16 protein-coding genes are annotated in these 15,449 nt (G+C 62.9%); 9 read left to right on the forward strand and 7 right to left on the reverse strand.

Annotated features, from left to right (window positions below; genetic code table 11):
- Nucleotide 1: 1 nt before the first annotated feature.
- Nucleotides 2-3,127: a bifunctional diguanylate cyclase/phosphodiesterase gene (locus GCN75_RS21935; RefSeq protein WP_152284284.1), complete on the reverse strand. Its 3,126-nt coding sequence runs from the start codon at nt 3,125-3,127 to the stop codon at nt 2-4.
- A gap of 261 nt (nt 3,128-3,388) precedes the next feature.
- On the opposite strand from GCN75_RS21935, the gene GCN75_RS21940 reads away from it, so the two are divergent.
- Nucleotides 3,389-3,895, forward strand: coding sequence for a DUF1993 domain-containing protein (locus GCN75_RS21940; RefSeq protein WP_034779265.1), 507 nt, complete (start codon nt 3,389-3,391; stop codon nt 3,893-3,895).
- 79 nt (nt 3,896-3,974) lie between these two features.
- Here GCN75_RS21940 and GCN75_RS21945 read toward each other — a convergent pair whose 3' ends face one another.
- Complete coding sequence (locus GCN75_RS21945; RefSeq protein WP_152258254.1) at nt 3,975-4,169, reverse strand: DUF1289 domain-containing protein; 195 nt, start codon at nt 4,167-4,169, stop codon at nt 3,975-3,977.
- Nucleotide 4,170: 1 nt separating this feature from the next.
- The gene (locus tag GCN75_RS21950) at nt 4,171-4,743 is read right to left on the reverse strand and encodes a DUF1415 domain-containing protein (RefSeq protein WP_152258265.1); all 573 of its coding nucleotides are present in this window, start codon (nt 4,741-4,743) and stop codon (nt 4,171-4,173) included.
- Nucleotides 4,744-5,082: 339 nt separating this feature from the next.
- On the opposite strand from GCN75_RS21950, the gene GCN75_RS21955 reads away from it, so the two are divergent.
- The 5 genes from GCN75_RS21955 (at nt 5,083) to GCN75_RS21975 (ending at nt 10,040) form a co-directional block, all read left to right on the forward strand.
- Nucleotides 5,083-6,492 carry a transglycosylase SLT domain-containing protein gene (locus tag GCN75_RS21955; protein WP_152284285.1) on the forward strand — a complete coding sequence of 470 codons (1,410 nt, stop codon included), beginning with the start codon at nt 5,083-5,085 and terminating at the stop codon, nt 6,490-6,492.
- 94 nt (nt 6,493-6,586) lie between these two features.
- Nucleotides 6,587-7,375, forward strand: a complete 789-nt coding sequence (fabI, locus tag GCN75_RS21960) for an enoyl-ACP reductase FabI (protein ID WP_152284286.1) — start codon at nt 6,587-6,589, stop codon at nt 7,373-7,375.
- Between the two features lie 72 nt (nt 7,376-7,447).
- Nucleotides 7,448-7,726: a hypothetical protein gene (locus GCN75_RS21965; protein ID WP_152284287.1), complete on the forward strand. Its 279-nt coding sequence runs from the start codon at nt 7,448-7,450 to the stop codon at nt 7,724-7,726.
- Between the two features lie 5 nt (nt 7,727-7,731).
- Entirely contained in the window at nt 7,732-8,253 is a 522-nt protein-coding gene (locus GCN75_RS21970) for a helix-turn-helix transcriptional regulator (protein ID WP_152284288.1), read from the forward strand.
- Between the two features lie 380 nt (nt 8,254-8,633).
- Nucleotides 8,634-10,040 (forward strand): DEAD/DEAH box helicase, encoded by a 1,407-nt coding sequence (locus GCN75_RS21975; RefSeq protein ID WP_071322891.1) that lies wholly within the window; start codon nt 8,634-8,636, stop codon nt 10,038-10,040.
- Between the two features lie 82 nt (nt 10,041-10,122).
- Here GCN75_RS21975 and GCN75_RS21980 read toward each other — a convergent pair whose 3' ends face one another.
- The 4 genes from GCN75_RS21980 to GCN75_RS29290 all read right to left on the reverse strand — a co-directional run bounded on the left by GCN75_RS21980 (nt 10,123) and on the right by GCN75_RS29290 (nt 11,718).
- A complete protein-coding gene (locus GCN75_RS21980) occupies nt 10,123-10,581 on the reverse strand; it encodes an acyl-CoA thioesterase (protein WP_034750191.1) in 459 nt (152 codons plus the stop codon).
- 81 nt (nt 10,582-10,662) lie between these two features.
- Nucleotides 10,663-11,031, reverse strand: coding sequence for a hypothetical protein (locus GCN75_RS21985; RefSeq protein ID WP_101481986.1), 369 nt, complete (start codon nt 11,029-11,031; stop codon nt 10,663-10,665).
- 129 nt (nt 11,032-11,160) lie between these two features.
- Nucleotides 11,161-11,298: a hypothetical protein gene (locus GCN75_RS29285; RefSeq protein WP_193317599.1), complete on the reverse strand. Its 138-nt coding sequence runs from the start codon at nt 11,296-11,298 to the stop codon at nt 11,161-11,163.
- A gap of 246 nt (nt 11,299-11,544) precedes the next feature.
- Entirely contained in the window at nt 11,545-11,718 is a 174-nt protein-coding gene (locus GCN75_RS29290; RefSeq protein WP_193317600.1) for a hypothetical protein, read from the reverse strand.
- Nucleotides 11,719-11,885: 167 nt separating this feature from the next.
- Between GCN75_RS29290 and GCN75_RS21990 the strand changes: the two genes are divergently transcribed.
- The 3 genes from GCN75_RS21990 (at nt 11,886) to GCN75_RS22000 (ending at nt 15,406) form a co-directional block, all read left to right on the forward strand.
- Entirely contained in the window at nt 11,886-13,094 is a 1,209-nt protein-coding gene (locus tag GCN75_RS21990; protein ID WP_226941515.1) for a glycosyltransferase, read from the forward strand.
- A 189-nt stretch (nt 13,095-13,283) separates the two neighbouring features.
- On the forward strand, nt 13,284-14,267 hold the full coding sequence (locus GCN75_RS21995; protein ID WP_152284290.1) for an EDSAP-1 family PEP-CTERM protein: 984 nt from the start codon (nt 13,284-13,286) through the stop codon (nt 14,265-14,267).
- Between the two features lie 146 nt (nt 14,268-14,413).
- A complete protein-coding gene (locus tag GCN75_RS22000; protein WP_152284291.1) occupies nt 14,414-15,406 on the forward strand; it encodes an EDSAP-1 family PEP-CTERM protein in 993 nt (330 codons plus the stop codon).
- The last annotated feature ends 43 nt before the right edge of the window (nt 15,407-15,449 follow it).

Raw genomic sequence — 15,449 nt, forward strand, 5'->3', positions numbered from 1 at the left:
TTTACAGTGGTGAGTGGTCGATCCAGCGCTCCAGCATATCCTGTGCCAGCACCGGGCGGCTATAAAAATAGCCTTGCGCCAGCTTGCAGCCATGGCGCAGCAGGAAGGCGGCCTGTTCTTCCGTCTCCACGCCTTCGGCAATCACGGACAATTGCATGCTCTTGCCCAGCTGGATGATGGCAATCGCAATGGCTTCGTCGTTCACGTCCGTCGAGATATCCTTGATGAAGGAGCGGTCGATCTTCAGCGTTTGCACGGGCAGCTGTTTCAAATAGGCCAGCGAGGAATAGCCGGTGCCGAAATCGTCGATGGCCAGGCCCACGCCGATGGCATGCAGGTCGTTGATGAAACCGAGCGCGTCGCCCGTGTTCATGATCACCGATTCCGTCACTTCCAGCTGCAGCCGCTGCGGCTCTAGGCCCGTTTCCTTCAGGATGTCGGCCACCATGCCGGCAATGCTGCCCCGCTCGAACTGCTTCACCGACAGGTTGACGGCCATCTTCGGCACGCGCAAGCCCTGGGCCTGCCAGCGCATCATCTGGCGGCAGGCCTCGTCGAGCACCCATTTGCCCAGCTGGTTGATGAAACCGCTGTCCTCGGCCAGCGGGATGAAACGGGCCGGCGGCACCAGGCCCAGTTCCGGGTGGTTCCAGCGCACCAGCGCCTCGACGCCCACCAGGCGGCCCGTGTCGATTTCCACCTGCGGCTGGTAATTGAGGAACATCTCGTTCTTTTCCAGCGAGCGGCGCAGAAAGGTTTCCAGGCGCAGGCGTTCGACGCCCTCGCCCGTCATCGACGGCGCATAGAAGCGGTAGCCGTTGCGCCCGCGCGCCTTGGCCTGGTACATGGCCACGTCAGCGTTACGGATCAACATGTTCAAGTCCAGCGCATCGTCCGGGAACAGGCTGATGCCCACGCTGCAGGTGACGAACAATTCGTGGTCGGCCACCGTGAACGGCTGGTCGAACATGGTCATCAGCTTTTCCGCCACCTGCGTCGCGCCGTACTCGCCGTCCACGCGTTCGAGCAGCACGATGAATTCATCGCCGCCCAGGCGCGCCAGGGTGTCGCCTTCGCGCAGGCGCGCAGCCAGCTGGCCGGCCACCTTTTGCAGCAGTTCGTCGCCCACGTGGTGGCCCAGGGTGTCGTTGACGTTCTTGAAGCGATCCAGGTCGATGAACAGCACGGCCAACTGCTCCTGGTCGCGCGCGGCGCGCAGCAGCGCGTGCTGCAGGCGGTCGTGGAACAGCAGGCGGTTCGGCAGCGCCGTCAGCGGGTCATGGTGCGCCATGTGGTCGAGCTTTTCCTGCGACTCCTTGATCAAGGTGATGTCGCTGAACACGCCCACGTAATGCGTGGTGCCGGCGCGCGCGTCGCGCACGGCGCTGATGGTCAGCCATTCCAGATACAGTTCGCCGTTCTTGCGCTGGTGCCAGATCTCGCCGCGCCAGAAACCCGTGGCCGTCAATTCATCCCACATGGCCTGGTAGAACGCCGCATCGTGGCGCGTCGAGCGGGTCAGCGAGGAATGCCGGCCCAGCGCCTCCGCTTCGCTGTAGCCCGTGATCTGCGTGAACGCGGGATTGACGGTGACGATGATGCCCTCGGCGTCGACCACCATCACCCCATCGGCGATGTGTTCGAGCACGGTGGCCGACAGGCGCAGCTTTTCCTCCGCCTCCTTGCGCGCCGTGATGTCGGCATACACCCAGATGCTGCCTTCGTTGGGACGCAGCGGATCGAGCGCGCAGCCGCTGACCAGCGCCCAGAACAGGCTGCCGTCGCGGCGCTTGTACTGGCGCTCCTCGCTGAAATCGCCGCCCGTGGCCAGCGCCGGATACTGGCGCTCGCCCGCCTCCTCGAAATCATACGAGGTCATGAAGACGATGGAAGTGGAACTGCCCGTCATCTCGGCATGGCCGTAGCCGAACAGCTCCTCGCAGCGGCGATTGACGGAAATGATGCGGCGGTGGCGCACGAACATCACGCCGAACATCACGTTGTCGAGGATCGCGCTCTGCTCCGTCAGCAGCGCTTCGATGCGCATCTCGTGGTGCTTGCGCTGGCTGATGTCGGCAATGATGCCGTCGACCCAGGTGACGCCATGCTCGCCCGCCTGCGGCTGGCCATTCTCGGCCACCCAGCGCTCGATGCCGAATGCGTCGATGATGCGGTATTCCAGCGCATACGGCTGCACTTCCAGCACCGCCTGCTTGACGGCGCGGCGGTGCGCGCGGCGGTCTTCCGGGCAGATCAGGTCGGCCCAGGCGTGCGTGGTGCCGCGCATGAACTGGCGCGCCGAATAGCCGGCGATATCCTCGATCGCATCGCTGACGAAATCGATGGGGCCGTCGGGCCGGTAGCGGAACACGGCGCCCGGCACCTGCGTGACGATGGTGCGGAAACGCTCTTCGCGCTGGCCCACGTCCTCGAACAGCTGGCGGATGGCTGCGCGCATTTGCTCGAGCTGGGCCGTCAGGCGCCCCAGTTCGTCATTGCTGTGCGAAGCCAGGGGCGTGTCGAAATCGCCGTGCGACAGGCGGTCGGAAAAGCGCGTCAGGCGACGCAGGGGCTTGAGCAGGCGGCGGTTCAGGAACAGCACGATCAGCGCCATCGACACGGCCAGCTGCGCACCGAGCACGAAAATATAGGACATCTGCTTTTCGCGCAGCTCCTGCTGGCTGCGCGCATCGTCCATCTCGACGACGACGTGGCCGATGCGTTCGCCCCGCACGAGGATGTCGCGCTCGGCGCGGTACAGATTGCCCACGGGGCGCTGCGGCGCCCGCAGGCTGATGAATTCCGTGTCGCCCTGCCCCAGCACCTTCACCAGCAGCAGCGAGCGGTCGCGCATCACCGACTCGACCAGCGAATGGGCCGATTCCGCATTCATGTTCCACAGCGATTCCTGCATACCCAGGGCCAGGATATCGGCATTGCGCTGCAAGGCCTCGTTCAGGCTGGTGCGCGCCGACTGGCGTTCATGCACGCCGACCAGCAGATAGCTGCCGAAGATGGCGGGAACGACGAGGCCGCCAAATACCACCAGCAGCAAGGCGCCATAGATCGACGAGCCATACAGCACACGCAGGCTGGCGCGCAAGCGCTGATAGGGCGAATTAAACATGCGGCAACAGGGCAACAGGGATCAGGCGGGCGATCATCGAACTTTACAGGGGAATTCGGGTGATAAGGCGGGAAGAAACTTTTTCAGGAGCAATTATGCATGGAAAAAGCGGGAAAAGTCACCAATAAACACGTGCCGGCAGCGACCTCATGTCATATAGACAGGGCTGAAAAACCACACGCGGGCTGGCGCGCCAGGCCAGCGCCAGCAGAAAAGCGCGCAGCTTGCTATCATCGCGCCACTTTACCTAGAGGAACCACCATGACCTTCTCCATCTACTCCGCATCGATCCCCGTCTTCAAACAGATCCTGGGCAGCCTGGCCGCCATCCTGGACAAGGCGGAAACGCACGCGCAAGACAAGAAAATCGACCCGAACGCCCTGCTGCAGTTCCGCCTGTTCCCGGACATGCTGCCGTTCGTGCGCCAGATCCAGATCGCCACCGACTTCGCCAAGGGCTGCGGCGCGCGCCTGGCCGGCGTGGCCGTGCCGCCATATGAAGACAGCGAACAGAGCTTTGCTGAACTGAAGGCGCGCATCGTGAAAACCATCGCCTTCCTGGAAAGCCTGCCGCAAGCGGACATCGACGGCAGCGAAACGCGCGCCATCACCACGGGCAGCGGAGAAAAGACCAAGCACTTCACGGGCCAGACGTATCTGTTCCACTACGCGCTGCCGCACTTCTTCTTCCACGCGACGACGGCGTACGACATCCTGCGCCACAACGGCATCGAAGTGGGCAAGAAGGATTTCATTGGTAGTTATTAATCGTTAGCGCTGAAATATGGGGTCAGACCCGTCGGTTCTGACCCCAGCATTTGCCGTTGGGTTCGGCAACACAAACACGTCAAGTATTCCTGCGCGGATACCCCTGCGCCAGGATGCGCACCCACACCACTTCCTTCTCTTCATCCGTCATCGACACCCAGTGGGCCACTTCCACCACGGTGCGGCCGCAGCCGCGGCAGATTTCATCGAAAGTCGTCGAGCACACGGCCACGCAGGGCGTATCGGGGCGCAGCGGCAGTTCCTTGTCCGCCATCTCAGCCGACCTTCGCCAGGCCGAGCTTTTCCCAGCCTTCGATGCCCAGCTTTTCCAGGGTAGCGATATTCTTGTCGAAAATCTCGGACGCTTCCGGGAATGCCTCGACGGCGCGCTCGATGCTGTCTTCGCGCAGCAGGTGCAGAGTCGGGTACGGCGAGCGGTTGGTGTAGTTGCTGATGTCGTCCTCGAACGTCTCGGCAAACTGGTAGTTCGGGTGGAAACTGGCCACCTGCAATTCGCCCGCCAGATGCATGTCTTCCACGGCCGCATCGGCCACATCGAGAAACTCGTTGTAGTCGAGGAAATCGTTGAGGGTGTACGGGTGGATCAGCAAGGTCGTGTCGATCTGCTCGGGGTCCGTGTCGGCCAGGGTTTGCAGCTCGTCCATCAGCATCGCCAGCAAATCTTCGGGATTGCTCGATTCGCACACCACATAGCGGATCTGCTTCTTGACGTGCACGGCCTTGGCGAACGGGCACAGGTTCAGGCCGATCACGGCCTTTTCCAGCCAGGCAACGGTATTGGCGATGATGACGGCGTTGTCGTCGTCGTGGCGCGGCGGGGTGTTCATATACTTAACTCTCTATCAATATGGCGGCCGGCAGCCGAATGGCCGGCCAAAGCCAAATTGTACGCACTCTTTGCGCAGTCTCATACTCGACGGCTGCCAGGCTTGCGCCAGCCTCTTCCCCATGTATGCTATAACAGCGGCCGAATCACGCATTGGGCAAATTAAATTTGTAATAATGACAGCATTTGCGAATGGAAACTCAGCCGTTTCCCACTTATTGCCGCTTATTTCCTGTCATCATGCTGACATAATTCTTGACTCCTGCATGTGGATATACGTACACTCGCAGCTTGATCATGGGTCTGTCCGATGTTTCTCCGACGACAACAATGGAACACTATGCACGAAAACTCCTTTAAATCTACCGTCCTGGCGGCGTTGGCCCTGGCGCTTGCGCCCGCCCTCAGCCAGGCGTACGAAGCCGGTGTTGAGAGCGATAACGCGCCAGTCGCCGCCACCGCACCTGCCCTGATCCCGATGACCGCCCAGGTCACGGCAAAACTCCCCACCCTCGACAACCGCCTGCAAAAGACCGACCGCCTGCTGAAAAACCTCAGCGACAATTCCGATCCGCTGCGCGAAGCCGACGTCTGGGGCCGCATCCGCAGCGGCTATGCGATTCCCGACATCAACAACCAACTGGTGGCCAACCACGTCAACTGGTACGCCACCCGCCCCGACTACATCGCCCGCACGACGGCGCGCGCTTCGCGCTACATCTTCCACGTGGTGCAGGAACTGGAAAAGCGCGGCATGCCGACGGAACTGGCCTTGCTGCCGTTCATCGAGTCCGCCTTCAACCCGCAAGCGTTCTCCAGCGCCAATGCGGCCGGCATGTGGCAATTCGTGCCCGCCACCGGACGCGATTTCAACCTCAAGCAAAACATGTTCAAAGACGAGCGCCGCGGCGTGCTGGCCTCGACCGATGCGGCCCTGACGTATCTGCAGCGCCTGTATGACATGTTTGGCGACTGGCAACTGGCGCTGGCCGCCTACAACTGGGGCGAAGGCTCGGTGCAGCGCGCCATCAAGAAAAACCAGGCGCTGGGCAAGCCCACCGATTTCGAAAGCCTGGCCGACCTGATGCCGGCCGAAACGCGCAACTACGTGCCCAAGCTGCAAGCGGTGAAAAACATCATCGCCAATCCGGCGCAGTTCGGCCTGACCCTGCCCGTGGTCGACAACCAGCCCTACTTCACGGCCATCGACAAGACCAGCGACATCGACATCACCGTCGCCGCCCAGCTGGCCGAACTGTCGATGGATGAATTCAAGGCCTTGAATCCGCAATTTAACCGCCCCGTCATCATCGGCGGCGAAAAGACCAAGATTCTGTTGCCACAGGAAAACGCCGCCAAGTTCACCACCAACCTGGCCCAATGGGGCCATGCCTTGTCGAGCTGGACCACGCACAAGATCACCAATGCGCGCGAACGCATCGAAACCCTGGCGTCGAAATTCGGCACCACGGCCGATGTGCTGCGCCAGGCCAACAACATTCCCCAGCGCACGCGCCTGCGCGCCGGCTCCACCATTCTCGTGCCGAAGACCTCGGCCACGATGAACAACGATATCACCCAGGAAATCGCCGACAGCGCCACCATGCTGCTGGAAGCGGACCGCCCGGAACGTGCCGCCAAGGCCGTGCGCCGCGTCGCCAAGGGCGGCAAGGTGCAGGCTGCGCCGATTTCCCTGGTGAAACCGCGGATCCAGCGCGGCGGCGGAAATCGCGCAAAAGCCCGCCACTGATCGCCTGCTCTGCATTGACGCACCTCACCGGCCGCCACAGCTTTGCTGTCGCGGCCGGTTGCACATCCGCCCACCTACCCAGACAGGAGTCGTCATGGCTTTCTTGCAAGGCAAAAAAATCCTCATCACGGGCTTGCTGTCCAACCGCTCCATCGCCTATGGCATCGCCAAGGCCTGCCACCGCGAAGGCGCCACGCTGGCCTTCACGTATGTGGGCGAACGCTTCAAGGAACGCATCACGGAATTTGCGGCGGAATTCGGCAGCGAACTGGTGTTCGACTGCGACGTTTCCAGCGATGAACAGATCAGCGCCGTCTTCAGCGACCTGGCGCACCACTGGGAACACCTCGATGGCCTCGTGCACGCCATCGGCTTTGCCCCGCGCGAAGCGATTGCCGGCGACTTCCTCGACGGCCTGTCGCGCGACAGCTTCCGCATCGCGCACGATATTTCCGCCTACAGCTTTCCCGCCATGGCCAAGGCCGCCCTGCCCCTGCTGCACCCGGGTGCCTGCGTGCTGACCCTGACCTATCTGGGTGCCGTGCGCGCCGTGCCCTACTACAACACCATGGGCCTAGCCAAGGCGTCGCTGGAAGCGTCCGTGCGCTACCTGGCCGAATCGCTGGGCCCGCGCGGCATCCGCGCCAACGGCATCTCCGCCGGCCCCATCAAGACTTTGGCCGCTTCCGGCATCAAGGATTTCAGCAAACTGCTGGGCTTTGTGGCCGAGCACGCCCCCCTGCGCCGCAACGTCACCATCGAGGAAGTGGGCAACACGGCCGCCTTTTTGCTGTCCGACCTGGCTTCGGGCATCACGGGCGAGATTACCTACGTCGATGGCGGTTTTTCGCAAGTGATGGCCGTCAATCCCGAAGTAGAGTGAGGCGGTGATGGCCGATATTCTGCGGTTGTCACTTGACAACCGCAGAATATCGACCTACATTGGAGGCATCGCATGGCGCGCTCCCCGCACCCGAGGATAGACAACGAAGCGGCATTGCGCCACGCGGAAAGCCAGGGCTGGCGCGTGGAAGTGGGCGGCAGCCATGCCTGGGGCAAGATCTGTTGCCCGTACAACGATGCCGGCTGCCGCTGCGGCGAATTCGGCATCGCCTGCATCTGGAGCACGCCAAAAAATCCCGGCAACCACGCGCGGGCCATACGGCGGGTGGTCGACAATTGCACTTTCAATAAGCTGATGCACGACTGCATGCAACGCAAATCCACGGGGTAGCCATCATGGATTACATCTTCACCCTCAAATACCGCCTGCCCGACGACGAAACCGACCTCGATGCGCTGGCCGAGCGCCTGGGCAGCGGCGGCTGCGATGACGCACTGGCCGGCATCGGCCAGGCGGGCCGTCTGGCGCTGGAATTCACGCGCGACGCAAGCTCGGCCAGCGAAGCGCTGCTGAGCGCCCTGGCCGACGTGAAAGCCATCGTGCCCCACGCCCGCCTGATCGAGGCCGCGCCGGACTTCGTGGGCCTGACGGACGTGGCGCAAGTGCTGGGCCTGTCCCGGCAAAACCTGCACAAGCTGATGAACAAACACCGCCACAGTTTCCCCGCACCCGTGCATGAAGGCAGCACCACCATCTGGCACCTGGCCGACGTGCTGGCGTGGCTCCATGCCAAGGGCACGTACCGGCTGGAACGCAGCCTGATCGACGTGGCGCAGGCGGCCCGGCACATCAACCTGGCCAGGGAAGCGGCGCAGGCGCCACCACTGCCCGCCGACATCGCCGCCATGCTTGCCTGACCGGTGAAAAACTACGTATTCTTACTGATTTCACATAGGAAACATGTTCAAAACGTGGTAGGACTTGCGTTTCTTCCCATTTAGACCGTGCAAAACGGCAGCAAATACGGTATAGTGTCGTTGTGCGCTGCAATATGTTCCTTTGAAGCGATGGCAACACCGCAGTCAAGCACTACAAACTTAGCAGCTTCGCAAGCCTTAGCGCATCCACAGGATGCCGCTTATAAAGCCCTCCCGCCTTGTGTGTCGCACCTGACACCGTCCCGGCGCAAAGCTTTTGTGCCGAAATTTCTTTCTAGTTGAGTCATTTCGTTTTGGTTGGCGTTGCTATTTTGCGTTCTGCTTTTTGCAAGAACGCTGATTTTCACGAAAGAAAAAGAATGACATTTGAATCCTTAGGCCTGCATCCGTCCATCCTCGCCGCTCTGACCGAATCGGGCTACACCGCGCCAACCGCGGTACAGTCGCAAGCGATTCCTGCCGCGATCGAAGGCCGTGACCTGCTGGTCTCGTCGCAAACCGGTTCGGGCAAGACCGCAGCGTTCATGCTGCCGTCGCTGCACAAACTGGCCAGCGCCGAACAAAGCGCCGCCGGCAAGACGCCAAACCAGGAAATGCAAGCATCGCGCGCCCGCGGCGAGCGTCCACGCTTCAAGGCTGCCCAGCCAAAAATGCTGGTGCTGACGCCAACGCGCGAACTGGCCCTGCAAGTAACCACCAACACCGACAAGTACAGCACCGGCATCCGCCGCATCAAGGCTGTGTCGATCCTGGGCGGCATGCCTTACCCTAAACAGATGCAATTGCTGGCCAAGAATCCCGAGATCCTGGTCGCCACGCCTGGCCGTCTGATCGACCACATGGACTCGGGCAAGATCGACTTCTCGCAACTGGAAATCCTGGTGCTGGACGAAGCCGACCGCATGCTGGACATGGGTTTCATCGACGACATCGAAAAGATCGTGGAAGCGACGCCGGAAGGCCGTCAAACGATGCTGTTCTCGGCAACCCTGGACGGCGTCGTGGGCAATATGGCCCGCCGCATCACGAAAAACCCGCTGGTCATCCAAGTGGCAAGCTCGAGCAACAAGCACGAAAACATCACGCAGCGCGTGCACTTCGTCGACGACCTGTCGCACAAGAATCGCCTGCTGGACCACCTGCTGCGCGACGAAACCCTGGACCAGGCTGTTGTGTTCACCGCCACCAAGCGTGATGCCGACACCATCGCCGACCGTCTGAACATCGCCGGTTTCTCGGCTGCCGCCTTGCACGGCGACATGCACCAGGGCGCGCGTAACCGCACCCTGGACGGCATGCGCCGCGGCCAGGTCAAAGTGCTGGTCGCCACCGACGTTGCCGCCCGCGGCATCGACGTGCCTACCATCACCCACGTGTTCAACTACGATCTGCCGAAGTTCCCGGAAGACTACGTCCACCGCATCGGCCGTACCGGCCGCGCTGGCCGCAATGGCCTGGCCATCTCGCTGGTGAACCACGCTGAAGGCATGAACGTCAAGCGCATCGAACGCTTCACCAAGCAATTGATCCCGGTCAATGTCATCGAAGGTTTCGAACCGAAGAAAACGGCATCGGCACCACGTTCGAGCGCCCGTCCAGGCGGCTGGAAACCAGGCGACAACCGTGGCGGCGCGAAGCCAGGCCAACGCACGTTCAGCAAGCCGGGCGCACCACGCAAGGACGGCGCTCCTAGCACCGGCGGCGGCTACAAGGGTTCCAACCCGCGCAGCACCGACGGCGCGCGCCGCAGCTACGGCGACCGTTAATCACGGTTCCCGCTGCCGCTAGGCATGCAATAAAAAACGGCCACCAGATCGCTCTGGTGGCCGTTTTTTTATGCCCGCATATTTACTTCTTCGACACCTTCTGGCGCGACAGCTTGCGCAGCTTGGCTTGCTCGAAGCGCGCGTGCTGCTCCGGCGTCTCCAGCACCAGCGGCGGCACGGCCACGGGCTTGCGGTTGGCGTCCACGGCCACCATCGTGAAATAGCAGCTGTTGGCGTGGCGCACCAGGCGCTGCTGGATGTTTTCCGTCACCACGCGGATGCCCACTTCCATCGACGTCGTGCCCGTGTAATTGATCGAAGCCAGGAACGTCACCAGCTCGCCCACGTGGATAGGCTGCAGGAACATCACCTGGTCCACCGACAGGGTCACCACATAGCTGCCCGAATAGCGGCTGGCGCAGGCATAGGCGACGCTGTCGAGGTATTTCAGGATGGTGCCGCCGTGCACGTTACCGGAAAAATTGGCCATATCGGGCGTCATCAGGACCGTCATCGTCAGTTCGTGGGCCGACCAGTTCATCGCGCTGTCCAAAGTGTTCTCCAAGGGGGAAATAAAAGTGAGGGGGATGTGAAAACCGGCCCCAGGGGCCGGCTGCAGACCTTACAGGCCCAGGGTGTCGATGTCGGCCAGCGAGTCGCGGCCCTTGTCGGAAATGTCGTGGCCCTCGCCTTCGGCGCGCGCCACGATGTGGGCTTTCTTGCCCAGGAAATAGGCCACGTCCGAGTCCAGCTTGGTCAGCGGATCGACGGCCACGGCGCGCAAGCCCATGATGCAACGGCGCAGGAACAGCAGCTGCTGTGCTTTCTCGGTGATGGACAGGCGGCCATCGCGTGCATAGCTGAGCAGCTTCAGGCCCGACAGGCGCTTGGCATTGCGGGCAACGCAAGCGCTGGGGCGCTCGGTCTTGATGCCGCGTGCAACTTGCTCCAGCGCGTCATATTCATCGGTTGTTAATTTCTCGTTCTTCATTACTTTTCCATAAAAGGCCAGGTGTTCGGCCCCCATGGTACGCGCCCCGCTGCGCATCGGCAACAGGCAACGCAAATCTAACGCCGCCCGCCACGCGGACAGGCGGCGCAAACGCGGGCGCAGCAGCCCTTATTTGTAGCTGCGCAGCAGCAGCCAGGCCAGTCCGCAACCGGCCACGGCGCCCGCCAGGGCCAGCGCCACGAGGTTTTTGCTGGTGATCGCAGGGCGCCGGCCCAGGTAGATTTTGTTATGCAAGGAATTGCCCATGATGGTCTCCTGTACAAGAATTTTTATGATGTCTCATTATAAGAACAGAATCGTGACGGCCGCATGACACTCGGCAGTCAGAGCTTGATTTGTATCCACTCGGCAACATTTATTGGCTTTTTTGTTGTTTAAATGGCGTGGCGAGAACGGCGCCCCCGCCTTTCATTTCCAATCGGAAATAACTGAGGCGCACGCACCTCGCGGCGCGCCAGGCGCCGCGCAGCATCACCGCAGCGCAACAAGCGCTCAATGCATCTTGACGGGCGGTGGCGGCGGCGTGGGCTCCTCGACGGGCACCGGCTCGATGTGCGGCGGCGTTTCCGGCGGCGGCGTGACGGGGTCGCCTTCCGGCGATGGCGGCATATCGGGTTCGGGCGTGCTGTGCGCACGCAGCGGGGTCTGACGGAAATGTGGCTGCATGGTGGCCTCCTTTGCCCCACTGTAGCCGATGCGGCCAAATCCTGGCGCCCGCAAGGGGCAAGCGGCAACGGGAACTTATCGGCGCGGCGGCACTCCAACTTGACCGTATCCCCACCGGCACGAGTGCAAGCGATAGCTCAGCGATGGCGCGCAAAAAAATCCTCTTTATGGCCGAGGCCGTGACCCTGGCCCATGTCGGCCGTCCCCTGAGCCTGGCTCAGGGCTTGGACGAGGATGTGTACGAGGTGCATTTTGCCTGCGCCGATGGGTATGACTTTTGTTTCAAGCAAACCCCGTTCCGGCGCTGGCGCATCGACAGTATTTCATCGCTGCAATTCCTGCAGGCGCTGGCCCACGGCAAGCCCGTCTACACGGAAAGTACCTTGCACGCGTATGTGGAAGACGACCTGCGCCTGCTCAATGCCGTCCAGCCCGATCTCGTGATCGGCGACTTCCGCCTGTCGCTGTCCGTCAGCGCGCGCCTGCAGCGCATTCCCTACCTCACCGTCAGCAATGCCTACTGGAGCCCCTATGTGCGCCCGCACTACACGGTGCCCAGCCTGCCCCTGACCGGCATGCTGCCCATCTGGCTGGCCGCCCCCCTGTTCCGCCTGATCCGTCCGCTGGCCTTCGCCTCGCACGCCGTGCCCCTGAACCGCGTGCGCCGCCACCACGGCCTGCCGTCGCTGGGCAGCGACCTGCGGCGCATCTATACGGATGCCGACCGCACCCTGTACGCGGATATTCCGCAACTGTTCCCGCCGCACGCCATGCCGCCCACGCACGATTACCTGGGCGCCATCATCTGGGCGCCGCCGCTCGACTTGCCGGACTGGTGGCAGCACGCGGAACTGAGCAGCGGACGGCCCATCATCTACGTCACCCTGGGCAGTTCCGGACAGGGACAATTGCTGCCGCGCGTGTTGCGCGCGCTGGCGCCGCTGCCCGTCACCGTATTGGCGGCCACGGCCGGCACCATCCGCATCGATGCCGTGCCGCCGAACGCCTATGTCGCGCCCTTCTTGCCGGGCGATGCGGCCGCCCGGCGCGCCAGCCTGGTGATCTGCAACGGCGGCAGCCCCACCAGCCAGCAGGCGCTGACGGCCGGCGTGCCCGTCATCGGCATCGCCGGCAATCTCGACCAGTTCCTCAATATGCACGGCATCGTGGCCGCCGGCGCCGGCCTGCTGCTGCGCGCCGACCGCTTTCAGGAAACCGCCCTGCGCCATGCCGCCACGCGCATGCTCGACGATGGCGGGGCCAGGCTGGCGGCGCGCCAGCTGGCCACGGCATTGCGCAACTATGTGCCCGGGCAGCGCCTGCTGCCCCATCTGCATGCGCTGCTGGGCACGTTGCCGCCTGACGGCCAGCCTTGACGGGCAGCGTCGGTTTTTCTTACAGCGCGTGCGGCAGGGCCTGCACTACGTCAATAAAAGCACGCCAAGTCATTGATTTCAAAAGAGCCTCATGCGTTGGCATGGAAGTCGCTAGGTACTGGCCATGAGCACCTGCCGACAGGACTCAAGCACGAAATCCACTCAACCCCATGACGTGAGGTAACCCAAATGAAACGGTCTCATTTAAAACTGATCCCGGCCGCAGCGGCACTGGCCATGCTGTGCGCCGCCGGTAGCGCGCAGGCGGGCGGCTACGGCTATTCCTACAACAACATCTTCGGCCTGCAGATCGCCGCCGCGACGGGTTCGATCACGGCCCTGAACAGCACCACCATCTCGCGCAGCACGGCCACCCTGAACGGCGTGAGCGTCATCCAGGGCGGGCCCGGCATACTCGATTCGCCGCGCGCCGCCGTCGGCGCCGTCACCAAGGGCGAGAACGACTTTACGCAACAAGGTCCTATTGGCAATTTCTCGCGCGGCGACGCGCAGATCGTCAGCACACAATTCCCCTCGTTCCCGCCCGGCTCGACTTCCACGCAAGCCGTCAACGTGGCCGAAGTCCACCTGGCTGACCCTGCGGGCACGGCCGATGCGTCCGGACGCAATGGCTCGACCACGGGCTTTTCCGTCAACTTCGTAGTGGGCTCGCCCACGGCAACGCTGAGCTTTGATTTCCTGTCATCGCCATTCATGCAGGTGTTCTTGCAAAGCAATGTCGGCTCCCTGTCCACGGCGACGGCCAACCTGGTGGTCACCTTCACCATCACCGATTCGACGGGCGCAACGGTCTTCAACTGGACGCCCGACGGCGTGGTCGGCTCGGGCATCTCGGGCGGCACGGAGAGCGCCGATGGCGCCAACCTGAACACCAGCCTGGCGACCAACTTCCTCACGCGCGGCAATCTGTTCACCTACGACCCTTCCGGCTGCGGCACGCCCACGGGCACGGGCGTGGGCACGGGCTGCGGCAGCAACTTCAGCGCCGTCAGCAATGCTTTAACGGCAGGCAACTACACCCTGACCCTGAATGCCGTGGAAAGCGTGGACCTGGTGAAACAGCAAGCGACACCGGAACCAGGCACCCTGGCCTTGCTGGGCCTGGGACTTGCAGGCCTGGGCTATGCCCGCCGCCGCAAGGTTGCCGCCTGAACCCGGCGACGGGGGAATGCAAAGGCGAGGGGCTGACCTCGCCTTTTTCATGCTGAACCCTGTCGGTTTTCCTTACAGCGCGGCGGCCATGCAGCAAGTGGCCGCCGTGCTGGCGTCCGAGCAGAAAGGATTTCCAAAGGATTTACATGAGTACTTTTTCCCGCACCCGATTTCCCGCCGCCCTGCTCGCCCTGCTGTTGCTGGCCGGTCACGGCGGCGCCAGCGCAGCCGCCTACGGTTATTCATACACCAGTGTCTTTGGCCTGGTCATCAGCAATCCCGTCGGCTCCACCACGCTCATCAGCAATGTCGACCTATCGCGCACCACCGCCACGCTCAACGGCAGCAGCGTCATCCATGGCGGCAGCAATGAAATCGATGCGCTGCAGGCGGCACGGGGCGCCGTCAGCAAGGGACAGAATGATTTTACGCAGCAAGGCATGGGCAATGCCTCGTATGCGCGCGGCGACGCGCAAATCGTCAGCTCGCAAATTCCCCCGTTCCCGCCCGGCTCGACCAGCACGCATACCGTGAATGCGGCGGAAACTTTCCTGACGGGCGGCGGCAGTGCCGACGCCTCGGGCCGCAATGGTTCCAGCACGGCGATGGCCGTCAATTTCGTCGTCGGCGAACCGGGCGCCACCCTGGCCTTCCAGTTCCAGGCCCTGCCCTTCATGCAGCTGTACCTCGATGCCCTGGCCGGCACGGGCTCGGCGGCCACCACCAACATGGCCATGACGTTTACCATCATCGATGAAAATGGCCAGATCGTCTTCAACTGGGCACCCGACGGCAACCTCGGCTCGGGCATCCTGGGCGGCACCGAACTGGCCGACGCCGCCAGCCTGAATACGGGCTACGCGCAAACGCCGCTCACCAGCGGCAGCGTGTTCACCTACGACCCCAGCGGCTGCGGCGCCCCCACGGGCACGGGCATCGGCAAGAACTGCGGTGGGCAGTACGGCGCCGTCACGGACAACCTCGTGGCAGGCAGCTATACGCTGGTGTTGAACATGCTGAACAGCTCCGAACTGGCCTACGTGCCCGGCGTCACGCCCATGGCGCTGCCGGGCACCTTGTCCCTGCTGGCGGCGGGCCTGGCGGCGCTGGCCGGCCTCGGGGCACGGCGGCGGCGCTGACGTCCAGGCGTGCCTCCTGATGGCGTCACGCGGGCCTCACGCG

The organism is Janthinobacterium violaceinigrum (genome assembly GCF_009208555.1).
Taxonomy (GTDB): Bacteria; Pseudomonadota; Gammaproteobacteria; order Burkholderiales; family Burkholderiaceae_D; genus Janthinobacterium; species Janthinobacterium violaceinigrum.

Excerpts from the sequence above, each read along its gene's own strand:
- GCN75_RS22000 (WP_152284291.1), top strand. The coding sequence starts at position 14,414 with ATGAGTACTTTTTCCCGCACCCGATTTCCCGCCGCCCTGCTCGCCCTG.
- GCN75_RS21970 (WP_152284288.1), top strand. The coding sequence starts at position 7,732 with ATGGATTACATCTTCACCCTCAAATACCGCCTGCCCGACGACGAAACC.
- GCN75_RS29285 (WP_193317599.1), bottom strand. The coding sequence starts at position 11,298 with ATGGGCAATTCCTTGCATAACAAAATCTACCTGGGCCGGCGCCCTGCG.
- GCN75_RS21995 (WP_152284290.1), top strand. The coding sequence starts at position 13,284 with ATGAAACGGTCTCATTTAAAACTGATCCCGGCCGCAGCGGCACTGGCC.
- GCN75_RS21980 (WP_034750191.1), bottom strand. The coding sequence starts at position 10,581 with ATGAACTGGTCGGCCCACGAACTGACGATGACGGTCCTGATGACGCCC.
- GCN75_RS21950 (WP_152258265.1), bottom strand. The coding sequence starts at position 4,743 with ATGAACACCCCGCCGCGCCACGACGACGACAACGCCGTCATCATCGCC.
- GCN75_RS21975 (WP_071322891.1), top strand. The coding sequence starts at position 8,634 with ATGACATTTGAATCCTTAGGCCTGCATCCGTCCATCCTCGCCGCTCTG.
- GCN75_RS21965 (WP_152284287.1), top strand. The coding sequence starts at position 7,448 with ATGGCGCGCTCCCCGCACCCGAGGATAGACAACGAAGCGGCATTGCGC.
- GCN75_RS21955 (WP_152284285.1), top strand. The coding sequence starts at position 5,083 with ATGCACGAAAACTCCTTTAAATCTACCGTCCTGGCGGCGTTGGCCCTG.
- GCN75_RS21940 (WP_034779265.1), top strand. The coding sequence starts at position 3,389 with ATGACCTTCTCCATCTACTCCGCATCGATCCCCGTCTTCAAACAGATC.
- GCN75_RS21990 (WP_226941515.1), top strand. The coding sequence starts at position 11,886 with ATGGCCGAGGCCGTGACCCTGGCCCATGTCGGCCGTCCCCTGAGCCTG.
- GCN75_RS21945 (WP_152258254.1), bottom strand. The coding sequence starts at position 4,169 with ATGGCGGACAAGGAACTGCCGCTGCGCCCCGATACGCCCTGCGTGGCC.
- fabI (WP_152284286.1), top strand. The coding sequence starts at position 6,587 with ATGGCTTTCTTGCAAGGCAAAAAAATCCTCATCACGGGCTTGCTGTCC.
- GCN75_RS29290 (WP_193317600.1), bottom strand. The coding sequence starts at position 11,718 with ATGCAGCCACATTTCCGTCAGACCCCGCTGCGTGCGCACAGCACGCCC.
- GCN75_RS21935 (WP_152284284.1), bottom strand. The coding sequence starts at position 3,127 with ATGTTTAATTCGCCCTATCAGCGCTTGCGCGCCAGCCTGCGTGTGCTG.
- GCN75_RS21985 (WP_101481986.1), bottom strand. The coding sequence starts at position 11,031 with ATGAAGAACGAGAAATTAACAACCGATGAATATGACGCGCTGGAGCAA.